This window comes from Alteromonas sp. (genome assembly GCF_984505615.1).
The window spans coordinates 1-12,389 of record NZ_CFHOXV010000065.1 but is presented as its reverse complement, the minus strand read 5'-3'; the positions used below and the strand labels follow the sequence as shown (position 1 = coordinate 12,389).

At 44.3% G+C, this 12,389-nt stretch carries 15 protein-coding genes; 10 read left to right on the top strand and 5 right to left on the bottom strand.

Annotated elements, in window-relative coordinates; genetic code table 11:
• Window positions 1–210 precede the first annotated feature (210 nt).
• The 9 genes from AC4PME_RS19865 to AC4PME_RS19825 all read left to right on the top strand — a co-directional run bounded on the left by AC4PME_RS19865 (window position 211) and on the right by AC4PME_RS19825 (window position 5,693).
• Entirely contained in the window at window positions 211–636 is a 426-nt protein-coding gene (locus tag AC4PME_RS19865) for a MerR family transcriptional regulator (protein WP_119500363.1), read from the top strand.
• Window positions 637–725: 89 nt separating this feature from the next.
• Entirely contained in the window at window positions 726–2,969 is a 2,244-nt protein-coding gene (locus tag AC4PME_RS19860; protein ID WP_491046834.1) for a heavy metal translocating P-type ATPase, read from the top strand.
• Between the two features lie 11 nt (window positions 2,970–2,980).
• The gene (locus tag AC4PME_RS19855) at window positions 2,981–3,340 is read left to right on the top strand and encodes a cupredoxin domain-containing protein (RefSeq protein ID WP_349586647.1); all 360 of its coding nucleotides are present in this window, start codon (window positions 2,981–2,983) and stop codon (window positions 3,338–3,340) included.
• 2 nt (window positions 3,341–3,342) lie between these two features.
• A complete protein-coding gene (locus AC4PME_RS19850) occupies window positions 3,343–3,675 on the top strand; it encodes a DUF2933 domain-containing protein (protein WP_119500366.1) in 333 nt (110 codons plus the stop codon).
• Window positions 3,668–4,333: a methyltransferase family protein gene (locus tag AC4PME_RS19845; RefSeq protein WP_119500367.1), complete on the top strand. Its 666-nt coding sequence runs from the start codon at window positions 3,668–3,670 to the stop codon at window positions 4,331–4,333. Before AC4PME_RS19850 ends, AC4PME_RS19845 begins: the two co-directional genes overlap by 8 nt.
• On the top strand, window positions 4,317–4,721 hold the full coding sequence (locus tag AC4PME_RS19840; RefSeq protein ID WP_491046832.1) for a hypothetical protein: 405 nt from the start codon (window positions 4,317–4,319) through the stop codon (window positions 4,719–4,721). Before AC4PME_RS19845 ends, AC4PME_RS19840 begins: the two co-directional genes overlap by 17 nt.
• Window positions 4,722–4,744: 23 nt before the next feature.
• On the top strand, window positions 4,745–5,116 hold the full coding sequence (locus tag AC4PME_RS19835) for a cation transporter (RefSeq protein ID WP_119500369.1): 372 nt from the start codon (window positions 4,745–4,747) through the stop codon (window positions 5,114–5,116).
• A 134-nt stretch (window positions 5,117–5,250) separates the two neighbouring features.
• Window positions 5,251–5,439, top strand: coding sequence for a DUF5676 family membrane protein (locus AC4PME_RS19830; protein ID WP_491223927.1), 189 nt, complete (start codon window positions 5,251–5,253; stop codon window positions 5,437–5,439).
• A gap of 92 nt (window positions 5,440–5,531) precedes the next feature.
• Window positions 5,532–5,693, top strand: coding sequence for a hypothetical protein (locus AC4PME_RS19825; protein WP_181013652.1), 162 nt, complete (start codon window positions 5,532–5,534; stop codon window positions 5,691–5,693).
• Window positions 5,694–5,848: 155 nt separating this feature from the next.
• Here the strand turns inward: AC4PME_RS19825 and AC4PME_RS19820 are convergent, their stop codons facing one another.
• The 5 genes from AC4PME_RS19820 to AC4PME_RS19800 form a co-directional block, all read right to left on the bottom strand.
• Window positions 5,849–7,174, bottom strand: a complete 1,326-nt coding sequence (locus AC4PME_RS19820) for an APC family permease (RefSeq protein WP_491046833.1) — start codon at window positions 7,172–7,174, stop codon at window positions 5,849–5,851.
• Between the two features lie 156 nt (window positions 7,175–7,330).
• Window positions 7,331–8,080: a copper resistance protein B gene (locus AC4PME_RS19815; RefSeq protein WP_181013653.1), complete on the bottom strand. Its 750-nt coding sequence runs from the start codon at window positions 8,078–8,080 to the stop codon at window positions 7,331–7,333.
• A gap of 9 nt (window positions 8,081–8,089) precedes the next feature.
• A complete protein-coding gene (locus tag AC4PME_RS19810) occupies window positions 8,090–9,904 on the bottom strand; it encodes a copper resistance system multicopper oxidase (RefSeq protein ID WP_483957507.1) in 1,815 nt (604 codons plus the stop codon).
• 703 nt (window positions 9,905–10,607) lie between these two features.
• Entirely contained in the window at window positions 10,608–11,339 is a 732-nt protein-coding gene (locus AC4PME_RS19805) for a MauE/DoxX family redox-associated membrane protein (protein WP_119500373.1), read from the bottom strand.
• A 1-nt stretch (window position 11,340) separates the two neighbouring features.
• A complete protein-coding gene (locus tag AC4PME_RS19800; RefSeq protein ID WP_119500374.1) occupies window positions 11,341–11,862 on the bottom strand; it encodes a DUF305 domain-containing protein in 522 nt (173 codons plus the stop codon).
• 108 nt (window positions 11,863–11,970) lie between these two features.
• Between AC4PME_RS19800 and AC4PME_RS19795 the strand changes: the two genes are divergently transcribed.
• Window positions 11,971–12,366: an ion channel gene (locus tag AC4PME_RS19795; RefSeq protein ID WP_119503314.1), complete on the top strand. Its 396-nt coding sequence runs from the start codon at window positions 11,971–11,973 to the stop codon at window positions 12,364–12,366.
• The last annotated feature ends 23 nt before the right edge of the window (window positions 12,367–12,389 follow it).

Genomic DNA, 12,389 nt, shown 5'->3' with positions numbered 1-12,389 from the left:
GTTGAAAAATACTAAAATTATTAATTAAAAGAACCGATTAGCAAACAAACAGCAAAATAGTGGTCGCTTCGCGCTAGCGGGGTATGAATACGTTGATTTCGAGATCAGAAGATTAACTGAAACTATAAAATCCTGCTTGACCTGTGTCTTAGACACAGGTCTATGCTCAAGGTGAGAGTATAAACCTAGGTGAAAGACAGCGGAGTAACCATGAAGGTTAAAGAGATCGCAAAAGCATTGGCTACTACGCCAGACACTGTGCGCTATTACACACGCTTGAAGTTGGTCAATCCGGCTAAATCTGACAATGGCTATAAGCTTTATTCAACGAAAGATGCTTCCAGATTGAAGTTCATATTAAGCGCAAGACAACTAGGTTTCTCGGTTGATGATATCAAACAAATTCTTAGTGAAGCAGATCACGGTAAGACGGCTTGTCCTCTGGTTAGAACCTTAATTATAGAAAGACTGGCAGAAACAGAAAGACAGTTTAAAGCAATGCAATTACTACGCGAAAATATGACGTTAGCAGTAAGTAAATGGGAATTAATGGAAGATAAAGCCCCAACCCCACACATGGTATGTCATTTGATAGAAGGGTTTGAACATACAGCTTTAGAGGAGGACAGGAAATGACACAGTTTAACGCAGATGTTTTTTCTGAAAAAAGTTGTTGTTGTCAGTCTAAAAAGAAATCTTCGGAATGTGAGAAAAAGGAGAGCACCATGAGCGCAGCAGTAACAGAGCAACAATTAGTAATAGAAGGTGCAGGATGTGCCAGTTGCGTCGGCAAAATAGAAGCAGCCTTGAAGCAGACACCGGGGGTGCAGAGCGCAGAGATGAATTTTGCAGACAGAACAGTGCTTATATCGGGTACAGCGGATGCTCAGTCATTGGTTAAAGCCGTAGAGTCTGTTGGTTACAACGCCAAGCCACTTGAAGATAGTCCCGACACTGATGCTCTTGATGAAAAAGAAGCCGCAGATTGGGCCTATTACAAAAAGTTGATGCGGGATACTTTTATTGCGCTTTCGTTGGGTGTCCCCCTAATGATCTATAGCATTGTTGTCGGTGAAATGACGGTTGAGACCAATACAGAGAGACTGTCATGGTTTGTCGTTGGCCTGCTAACGCTAGGTGTCATGTTCTTTTCCGGCAGGCATTTTTATATTGGTGCGTGGAAGAGCTTTAAAAATCATTCTGCCAATATGGATACCCTGATTGCGCTTGGTACGGGCACCGCGTGGTTCTATTCGATGTTGGTTGTATTTGTGCCTGACACAGTGCCGCTAATGGCAAGGCACGTATATTTTGAAGCGACAGCCATGATTATTGGCTTGATTGACTTAGGTTTAGCACTTGAACTCAAAGCCAGAGGCAAAACATCGGAAGCTATCAAACGTTTGATTGGGCTACAGGCGAAAACCGCAACAGTCATTCGGGACGATAAAGAGGTCCAGATTGCTATCGAGCAAGTGCTGCTCAATGATGTTATCAAAGTCAGACCCGGTGAGAAAATTCCCGTTGATGGTGTCGTCATTGAAGGTCATACCTCGATTGATGAGTCAATGCTCACGGGTGAACCCATGCCCGTTGAAAAAATGTTAGAAGACGAAGTTGTAGCGGGGACCCTCAACAAGTCAGGCATGATTTTATTCAAAGCGACACGAGTGGGTAAAGATACCGCGCTGGCCCAAATCATCTCAATGGTCAAACGAGCACAGAATTCAAAACCGCCTATCGGTCGCTTAGCGGACGTGATATCTGCCTATTTTGTTCCTGTTGTCATGATTGTTTCTGTGCTCAGTGCGTTGGCATGGTTGAACTTTGGGCCAGAACCAGCACTGGCGTTTGCTATCGTTTCAGCCACCACAGTACTGATAATTGCCTGCCCATGTGCATTAGGCCTGGCCACGCCGATGTCAGTGATGGTGGGGGTTGGCAAGGCTGCTGAAGCAGGCGTGCTTATTCGCAATGGCGAAGCGCTACAAACTGCATCAAAAATCACTGCAATGATACTGGATAAAACCGGGACGATTACGGAAGGTACACCCAAAGTCACTGACATTATTTTAGTCAATGCCAGTGATGAAAAGACAGTGCTGCAACTGGCGGCCAGTCTGGAAAGCGGTTCCGAACACCCTTTGGCTATGGCGATAGTGGAAAGTGCCTTAGAGCAAGATATCGAGCTGCTTAAAATTGAGGTATTTAACGCCATTACGGGTATGGGAGTCGAAGCCCGTTGTGATGGAAAAGCCTTGTTGTTTGGTAACAGCAAGCTCATGGCAAAAAAACAGGTGGACTTAGGCAAGTACACCGATAAAGCACAAGCTCTGGCCAAAGAAGCCAAAACCCCGATGTATTTCGCAGTAGATGGACAACTAGCAGCCATCATTGCGGTTGCCGACCCCATAAAATCAGACTCTATTTCTGCCATCAAACGCCTGCAAGCCAATGGTATCCGAGTCATCATGTTAACAGGTGATAATAAGGAAACTGCCGCAGCGGTGGCAAATAAAGCGGGGATAAGCGAATTTTTTGCTGAAGTATTGCCGGAAGACAAAGCCAACAAAGTGCAGGAACTTCAGGATCAGATGGAAATAGTGGGCATGACGGGGGATGGGATTAATGATGCCCCGGCACTTGCGTTGGCAGACGTTGGCTTTGCCATAGGAACAGGTACAGATGTTGCGATTGAAAGTGCAGATATCACCCTTATGCGCGGCTCTCTACATGGCTTGGCTGATGCAATCGTGGTAAGCAAAGCTACCTTACGTAATATTAAACAAAACCTGTTTGGTGCGTTTGTTTATAACGTGGCTGGTATTCCTTTCGCTGCTGGCGTGCTCTATCCATTTTTTGGTTTGCTGTTAAGCCCGGTCATTGCTGGGGCCGCTATGGCCTTTTCTTCGCTAACAGTCGTGTCGAATGCCAATCGACTTCGCCTTTTTAAGGCACAAGAGCACTAAGGAGACACATTATGATGATTATTAACCTTATGGGACTAGCAATTATCGCGCTGATTGTCTGGTGGTTTTGGCTATATACAGCCGACAATACAATGGTAATCAACAATGATGTGACAATAGAAGTCAAGGATGGCGTATATTCGCCGTCCGCCATTCAGGTAAACGCAAACCAACCTGTTACACTTAAATTTTTGCGAAAAGATCAAACTCCCTGCTCAGAAACACTGCTTATCCCCACACTCAATATCAGTGAGCAGTTAAAACTGAATAAAGTCACGCAAATCCACCTTCCAGATATTCCACCGGGCGAACATGCTTTTCACTGCCAAATGCAGATGTATCGCGGTGTTCTCAAAGTGGTACAGGGCTAATCATGAAAAGCAAGCATCCTAAATTTTGGTCGACACCTACCGGTTGGGCGGCGTTAGCCCTTATTGCCGCCGCAACTTATTTTTTAATTTTTGAACATGGTCATCATGTTGCCCAGTTTCTCCCCTTTCTGATATTGCTGCTGTGCCCATTTATGCACATGTTCATGCACGGTAGCCACGGAAAACACGGACACGACCACTCTCCTGACGCTGAAAGTAAACAGGAGAGTTTTCAGGAATTGAGCGATAAAAACGCTGCCTATCGTGATGGCTACATTCAAGGATTAGAGGAAGGGCGAAAAGAAGCGCACAGAAAGGAGAAAGATCGTGACTGAAACATCTGATTATGGACTTTGGTCTCTGGTATTGCTTAATTCGGCGATTTTCATTTTTTTTGCATTCAGTTTTGTAAAACCAAAAACAAACACTGATTGGCGCAGTCTCGGCGCATTTTCTGCGTTTATAGTCGCTCTGTTTACCGAAATGTATGGATTCCCTTTAACTATCTATTTTTTGTCTGGGTGGCTAACCGAGACGTACCCTGACGTGAACTTCTTAGCGCACGAAAATGGCCACCTGTTACACACTTTCTTCGGTGTTCAAGGTGATGCACATTGGGATCCGTTTCATATCGCCAGTATGGTGTTTATTGTCGCGGGTTTCTTTATATTGTCGTCAGCATGGAATGTACTGCACCACGCTCAGAAGAACCATCAATTAGCTACCACAGGATGGTATGCAAGTTGTCGCCATCCTCAATATCTAGCATTTATTATGATCATGTTCGGTTTTTTGTTGCAGTGGCCAACCCTTCCTACACTGGGCATGTTTCCAATTTTAGTTGTTGTGTATGTAAAACTGGCTAAGCGTGAAGAAGCGCTGGCCATTGCGGAATTTGGGGAGCTGTATATGAATTATATCAAAACTACACCGAGCTGGATTCCATATCTAAACCTTAATGTTGAAGGTAAAAATCATGAAAACACCCATTAAGTCATTCTTTTTTGCAACGTCTTTATTAATGATGGCAACAGTCTCTGCTCAAAGTATGGAGGAGCATGAACACCAGCATTCAGATAAACCAGATATGAAAATGGGTATGAATATGTCTGAAAATGGTATGCATATGATGGATGCCAAAATGATGGAAATGAAGGAAGAGGTTAACGCTATCAAAGCGGAAAAAGACCCGCAGAAGCAGCATAAGATGATGAAAAAACACATGCAATCCATGATGGACATGATGCAAATGATGCATAAGAAAATGAAAGGACAGTCTATGGATAGTCAGATTGATATGGCGGAAAAACATCTCAACATGATGGAAATGATGATGTCTGACATGGATGGTCACCATTCATCCATGTCAAAAAAACATTAAAACTAATCCATAAGGAGTAAATTATGAGCGATTTAGATCATAGAGTAGGTGTTAGGGAGGCCAATTTGGTAATCCGAAATTTGCGGCTAAGTAATGTAAATGAGGCAAATAGTGACTCCCTTATTGAAGAAATCGACAGGCTCTTTGGAATTGATGAGGTGAGTTATAATATCCAACAGGGTGTCATTCACCTTGCTTATGATGCGACACATATAGACTTAGAGAGGATTGAAGCGACCATTCGGAAACACGGTGCAGCTCTTCACAATGATTGGTGGACACAAACGAAAGAAGGATACTACCAGTTCGTCGATCAGAATATAAAAGACAATGCTACGCACAAACCGTGGAGTTGCCATCAATCGCCGCAACGTTCTCACAGAAAGCGTAAATAATATTTATGTGTTTTGGCTCTCACTCAGCATCAACCCTGAGTGAAGCCGTTATATTAAGCAGGCTAAAGGAAGTCTAAGATTAAAATTCAAAAAAATACATTTGCGTGCAAACCTGCAGAGGTGTTTGGTCTGGTATGAACTGTTTGTTCCTTATTTGTCATTTCGCTACCGGATACAATGCCCACGATGACAGGTATTGCGTTGCACAGAAACTGGCAATGGATGGGATGGCACATGCCCGTATCGTGATAGGTGGTGTTTTGTGGGTATTGCTTACAGGCGTACTGGGTTGGCTTATTGCCATAATTTACAATAGGCAGTAGCAGGGGGCCGGCAAAATAAATAGCCAGCTTTTAATATCTTAACGTCGGTACACTATTTGCTAGTTTATTGTTTTAAATAAAAGTGAGGCACTATGGTAACCAATTATACAGACTCCGCATTGCAGAAAACCACGGAATTACTCAATCAAACCGGCACAGAGAAATCGGGCTGTAGCCAGTCTTCTGAGTCAAAGCAGCAGGGACAAGAGTTTGCTGAAATACTGGATACAATAAAGCAACAAAAAAGCGGCTAAAGGATGCCGTGAGAGGAAATAACCGGCACGCTAATGCCGGTTATTTCCCTTACTGCCCCATGACAGAAGGGCACACTGCTTCGACTACTACTCAGTCCCCGTTGACGGTTTTATTTTCCAGTGGGAGTAGTTTATTTACTAACCAGTTACTCACATCAGTTATAATTCGTGTCATCTTCTTCATACGCATGTAATTTTAGAAACCATTTTTCGGCGGCGAAGACAATAAGAAGTCCGGCGACAGAAATCCAAACAATAAAAATATCTGACTTTGCTTTAACCCACAAAAACGCCAGAAGTACAACGAAATCGAGAATAATCGCACTTACCAGCACCCAGGTTTTGGCGTGTACGTCATCTCTTAGGCGTTTAAACACACCCCAATGGATGAAAATATCCATCACGATATAAAAAACTACGCCTATCGATGCTATCCGGCTTAAGTCAAAGAATATGGTCAGAATTATTGCGATTACCAACGTATAAATTAACGAATGCCTTCTTAAATCTCCCGGTAATGAAAAATGACGATGGGGCACAAGTTGCATTGATGTAAGCATTGATAGCATGCGGGAAACTGCAAATATGCTGGCGATGACGCCAGAAGAGGTGGCAATAATCGCAAAGGCTATTGTAAACCATGCGCCATACTGGCCGAAAGCAGGTCGTGATGCTTCAGCTAGAGAATAGTCTTTAGCCTGTATAATTTCGTCAATTGACAGGTTTGCGCCAACTGCAAACGCTACAAAAACATACAGTACTACACAAATTGAAATAGAAATGATAATGGCCTTTCCAACATTTTTTTCCGGTTGTTTTAGCTCGCCGCCACTGTTTGTGATTGTCGTGAAGCCTTTGTAGCCCAAAATACCCAGTGCTACAGCTCCCAGAAATCCGGTTGCGCTGGTTTCCCGGGGTTGCGCTGATACACTCTCAAACGATAAGCCGGTTGCCCACAGTCCGCCTATTGCCAAAATCGCCAGCCCGGCGATTTTGATAAAAGCCATGATAAATGAGAGCGTCTGAATGAACCGGTTGCTTAGAATATTGACAATAAATGCAACAATAAGAAGACTCACCCCTAGTGCGGGAATGAGCCATTCAGCGCCCTGAGAGTCGAACAATTGCAGGGCATAGGTGCCAAATGTACGGGCTACGAGGCTTTCATTGATAACCATGGAAAAAAACATCAGCAATGCGCAGGCCCCGGTCATCAGGCCTCTGCCATAAGCTTTTTTTAAGAACATGGCTATACCCCCTGCGGAAGGGTATTTCTGTGCCATTTTGACGTAACTGTATGAACTGAATCCTGCAATTATCGCTGCTACAAGAAACGCAAACGGAAACCATGTGCCAGCCAGCTCAGCTATTTGACCGGTTAAGGCAAATATACCTGCGCCAATCATCACACCAGTTCCCATTGATACCGCGCCCCAGAGACTTAACGAATCTTTATTATTTGAATGGTCATGAGCATTCATATAAATTATCCCTTTTTGTCGTCTGACCAAATCAGACGCAGCAGTGGCTCGCTGTGTACATCAAAACATTGGTCAGAAAAATAGATATTCGAAGGTTTTGCTTTTTGAAATAACCGGCACTGTCTTGCCGGTTATTTCTCATCTTTAGCAGAATTTTTAAAACCAAATCCTGGCACCTAACACGACACCGGTTTCGCTGGTTGACTCGCCCTCTGCTTTCAGAGCGTCAGCCGTATTACCAACGGCTTTGCTGTAATAAACGCCGACATAGGGCGCTACCTCCCTCACAATCTCATGACGATACCGCAAGCCGATACGAATGTTACTCAGCCCGCTGTGGCGGTTATATTTTTCCGAATCGGTGAGGTTAGCTACTACTTCCAGGCGCGGTTGCAGATAGGAAACCTGACTTAATTGCCAGTCGTATTCTGTTTCATTGATGAACTGCATGTCACCGTCTTCGTTGATACGAAGTGAGTTTTCCATTTCAAACCAATAGGGGGCGAGTCCCTGATAACTGATCACCGCATAGTTTTCCATGTCAGCATCTGACGACATTTCGCCTTTCGTACCAAGGCCGACCTGCACAGACCAGAAAGCAGAAACGAGGTACCCGTAAAGTACCTCGGCGCGTTCAAGATCGGTGGGCATGCCGTCGTTTTGGGTATTTTCACCTTCACTTTTAAACACTAAGCGATGATAATCACCGCCATACCAGGCCTGCATATCCCACACAGCCTGATTTTGTTGTTCATCAGTTCGCGTATACTCGAGTCGGTCAAACAGTACCTGACCAAAGTTCTCATTCGGAATAGGAGACGGCCAGTTATCTTTTGACTGCGCCATTACCATATTATTGAAGCCTAGAGCAAAGGCGATGAGCCCTGTTGACAATATCTTGTTCATCTTCATCTCCTATGCAACCTGAACAACACGAAACATGCCCGCTTCCATGTGGTAAAGCAGGTGACAATGAAAAGCCCACTCTCCGGGTGCATCTGCGCTAATCTGCAACGATACTTTCTCACCGGGTTTGAGGCTGATGGTATGCTTCCTCGGTCTTGGATACTGGCCATTTTCCAGTTCCATCCACATACCATGTAAATGAATGGGATGGTCCATCATGGTGTCGTTAACCAGAACTAGACGAAGCCGCTCTCCAAAATTAAAACGGACATACCCATCTACTTCGCTGAACTTCTTGCCGTCGAACGACCACATGTATCTTTCCATGTTTCCTGTTAAATGAAGCTCGACTTGACGCTCTGGCTCTCGCTCATCAGGCCATCCATGTTCGCCTATTAGGTCAGCGTAAACCAATACGCGATGTGGACTGCCTTCCAACCCTATGCCCGGCTCGTCTAAACGCGGTCGTGGATTTTGTGCGATCATAGCGGCGCCTTGACCATGCCCGTCTTCACTATGAACAATGTCTATCTTTTCTACGGGCAGCACCCGTGAAGATTTCATATCCCCCTGCATCATGTTGCTATGCATCGTGTGTTCGCCATGCTGGGCCATTTTCTTCATTTCCATTTCTGAAGAAGCCTTTCCTTTTTTCATGCCTCCTGATTTTTGCGTGTTCATACCGTCCATGCCTGACATGTCCATGCCCATTGCTGCCATGCCGCGCTCCGTGATAGTTCGTTGCGGAGGAATAGCAGCAGTCATGCCTATTGATGGAGTGAGCGTGCCGCGGGCATAGCCGCTTCTGTCAAAACTCTCAGCAAAAAAGGTATAAGCTTTTCGTTCTTTTGGTTGGACAATGACATCGTAAGTTTCAGCTACTGCAATTCGGAACTCATCTACATTGACCGGCTTAACGGGCTGACCGTCAGCAGCAACAACCGTCATCTCTAATCCCGGAATACGAAAATCAAAGTAGGTCATAGCAGAACCGTTGATGATGCGTAAACGCACTTTCTCACCCACATTAAACAGCGCCTGCCAGTCATCCTCTGGGGTGCGGCCATTCATCAGGTAGGTGTAAGTGCTGCCTGTGACATCTGCGATGTCACGAGGACTCATGCGCATTGCGCCCCACATGGCGCGTTCCTTCCATGTTTCGCTAAGACCTTTTTTCTCAACATCTTCCAATGTGTCGAAGATAGTTCGCTTTTGGTAATTGTAATAACCCTCAGCCACTTTCAGCTTTCTCATCACGTCGTGAGGGTCAGCAAAGGTCCAGTCACTTAGGATGATAGTGTGTTCCCGATCTGCGCCGATGTCTCCGTCGGCAGGCTCAACGATGAGTGGGCCAAGATGCCCGCGTTGCTCCTGAAGACCGGAGTGGCTGTGATACCAATATGTTCCGTTTTGCACTACATCAAACGCATAATTGAATGTCTGACCTGGCTTTATCCCAGCAAACGAAACGCCTGGTACTCCATCCATCCCAGCGGGCAAAATAATGCCGTGCCAGTGAATAGACGTATCTTGTTCAAGTCGGTTGGTAACATTCAGTTGAGCACGCTGACCTTCTTTTAGCCTTATCAGGGGCCCCGGCATCTGGCCGTTGATGGTAATAGGCAGGCCAGTTTTTGAGCCTATTGCTAAATTGGCCTCAGCAATCGTCAGATTTTTAATGTCATCAGTCAGCACCTGATCTTTAAAGTGACGACCAGCGGGCGCGGCCCAAAGCGGACTGACCTTAGTCAGGGCCGCCGCTGCGCTCGCAGTCATAGCACCAAGAACGAACCTGCGACGACCGTCGTTAAATGAATTATTCATAAAGTTAGCCTTCAATAGTGATACTTTCAGGTTGAATAACTCCAACCTGACTGAAATAACAATATTAATGATATTCAGAGAAAGGCTATTGGTGGCCGGTATGGCGGTGCTGCAATGGTTGAAGGAACGGACAGAACAGTAAATTTATAACGCTCTGCGAATTTTGAATTTAAATAATACGGCAGTAAGTTCGTTAGAGAAAAAATGTGATGACAGTTTGTCATCTTGCAAGAGCAACCGCCTTCACAACAATCTGGTGTGTCGCTATGAGATGCACCGTTCGTATCCATATCTTCTGATAGAAGATAATGTATAATTTCGTCAGCAGTGATGCTTATATCTGGTATAGCATACATTGCACTGGCAGTGCGCTGTTTTGATTCCTCATCGCAGGTGTTGGCCTTCCATATAAATAGTGCCAATAAAATTCCGAGGGACGAAAAAACAATGGGAAGTTTCATAACTCAGCGTTTAGATTCCTGACAAGATTTTGCTATTCTGCGGCATACTTTTGTACAAGTAAGTTTGCTTATGGTTAACGCATCTTCAATTACCTAATATACGATGGAGTCGAGGAAAAGATCTCAGTTTGTATCGCTAAGCGGTTATGAATTCATACATGCGGCAGGTGATACTGTAGTGTCTCAGTTTTATTAGCGACCTCGAAGCCGGAACTTCGAGGTATACTGTAAAGAAATGCGGTTTACATCAGCAACATTATTAATGCACCAGCGATCATAAACAGATTTTCAGATAAAGACACGAATCCCAGAGGGACATTACTGTCCCCACCGACACAGGCACATTTGAGCTCGCGCTTATCAACGTAAACTGCTTTAAAAACGGATATGGCACCTACCATACCGATGAATAACGAAAATGGTGCAACCACAAGTGCAGGCAATTGTGCAACCATACCAATTCCGGCGTAAGCCTCGATAAATGGATAGATATAGCCATAGCGCAGCCATTTCATTGCCAGTAAGTCATAGGTAATAAATGAATTAGTAAAGCCATATAGGTCCTTTAGTTTTTGTACAGCCAGAAAGGCCATAGAAAAGGCAATGAACAACATCAGTGTTCTAATTGAGACAAACTCGCCTGATATTGCGAACTGATATGCCAGTGATAGCAGGGCTGCCACAGAGAAAATAGCAATAACAGGGGTGTATGTTGTACCTGTCTGACCTGCCTCATCTTTACCGAAGTAGTCCCTGAGATCATCATAGCCTCCAATTCGTTTATCATTAATAAAAGTTTGAGGTGTCGTTTTGACGCTATGCTTTTGCTTGAATTTATCGGTTTCTTCACGAGAGGTGAGATGGTGATCCTCTATTGAGAACCCCTCACGTTCCAATAGATCTTTTGATCGTAAGCCGTAAGGACATATGTGTTCGTCAGTCACCATTCGATAAAGGATAGCTTTTTTATTCATTTTATTCTCCTTGATTCAGTCTGCCTTCGAACTCAGGAATGGGTCGCTGAGCAACATCAGATTGATTAGTTATCTTTCCGTTTACTGAAATGTCGTTAATCAGCCATTCCATCTCTTTTATCTCTTTTCGTTGCGCTCTAATAATACCATCTGCCAGTTCACGCACACGTACGTCCTCTATGCCGGCACGCTCACTGGTAAGAATGGCAATTGAATGGTGAGGAATCATTGCTTTCATGTAGTCCGTATCAGATATGGTGCTTTGTGAGCGAACAAGGTAGAGACAAGTAGCAAAAAGCACTGCTGCTAGTGAAAAAATGGCCACGTTTAGCTTTTTGTTGTTATACATGCCAAGCATAAATGCCAACATGATTATCGCCATGCCTGCACCCATATAAATTGCCATATAGGTTCGTGTTTCACTGAACCATACATGCGAAACTGCGTAAGTGTTCAAATACATCATGACAAACATCGCCATAGTTGAAGTGACGATCATTGCGACAAATTTGGTGTATTTCATATGTAATCCTTACTCAATAGAAATTTGATTTGTGTAATATCCTCTCGTCATGACGGGTAAGAGAAGCTCATATACGATAGTTCAAAATTTGTACCAATGGAGGGCGAAATGTTTACAGCAATAATTATCAGTGCGGTGACACTTTTAGTGAGTGTTTCTATACATCTCTTTAATATTTCTGTGTTAGCTGACAGGGTAATTGCGTATCACGATAGAGTCTGGTCAAAAACGCCTGTTTTGGTCTTCATTGCCATTTCCAGTCAGCTTTTACTCGCCGTTGTTTTCGCGGTTGCGTATAAAGCCGGTCTGTTTTTGGACTTGGGCGACTTTAAGCAGCCGGCAAGCTCAGGCGATATTTTCTATTTTTCGCTAACGACCATAACTACGCTCGGCCTTGGAAGTATTGAACCGACCGGGCATCTACGCATGCTTGCAGGAGTTGAATCGGCTACCGGATTTTTACTAATAAGTTGCTCAGCGTCGAAAGTATTTCAGACAATGTAAATTTATTTAAACAGAATTCACCT

Bases quoted from the DNA above. Each gene is read 5' to 3' on its own strand.
- AC4PME_RS19865 (WP_119500363.1), top strand. From the start codon at position 211: ATGAAGGTTAAAGAGATCGCAAAAGCATTGGCTACTACGCCAGACACT.
- AC4PME_RS19860 (WP_491046834.1), top strand. From the start codon at position 726: ATGAGCGCAGCAGTAACAGAGCAACAATTAGTAATAGAAGGTGCAGGA.
- AC4PME_RS19855 (WP_349586647.1), top strand. From the start codon at position 2,981: ATGATGATTATTAACCTTATGGGACTAGCAATTATCGCGCTGATTGTC.
- AC4PME_RS19850 (WP_119500366.1), top strand. From the start codon at position 3,343: ATGAAAAGCAAGCATCCTAAATTTTGGTCGACACCTACCGGTTGGGCG.
- AC4PME_RS19840 (WP_491046832.1), top strand. From the start codon at position 4,317: ATGAAAACACCCATTAAGTCATTCTTTTTTGCAACGTCTTTATTAATG.
- AC4PME_RS19835 (WP_119500369.1), top strand. From the start codon at position 4,745: ATGAGCGATTTAGATCATAGAGTAGGTGTTAGGGAGGCCAATTTGGTA.
- AC4PME_RS19830 (WP_491223927.1), top strand. From the start codon at position 5,251: ATGAACTGTTTGTTCCTTATTTGTCATTTCGCTACCGGATACAATGCC.
- AC4PME_RS19825 (WP_181013652.1), top strand. From the start codon at position 5,532: ATGGTAACCAATTATACAGACTCCGCATTGCAGAAAACCACGGAATTA.
- AC4PME_RS19820 (WP_491046833.1), bottom strand. From the start codon at position 7,174: ATGAATGCTCATGACCATTCAAATAATAAAGATTCGTTAAGTCTCTGG.
- AC4PME_RS19815 (WP_181013653.1), bottom strand. From the start codon at position 8,080: ATGAACAAGATATTGTCAACAGGGCTCATCGCCTTTGCTCTAGGCTTC.
- AC4PME_RS19810 (WP_483957507.1), bottom strand. From the start codon at position 9,904: ATGAATAATTCATTTAACGACGGTCGTCGCAGGTTCGTTCTTGGTGCT.
- AC4PME_RS19805 (WP_119500373.1), bottom strand. From the start codon at position 11,339: ATGAATAAAAAAGCTATCCTTTATCGAATGGTGACTGACGAACACATA.
- AC4PME_RS19800 (WP_119500374.1), bottom strand. From the start codon at position 11,862: ATGAAATACACCAAATTTGTCGCAATGATCGTCACTTCAACTATGGCG.
- AC4PME_RS19795 (WP_119503314.1), top strand. From the start codon at position 11,971: ATGTTTACAGCAATAATTATCAGTGCGGTGACACTTTTAGTGAGTGTT.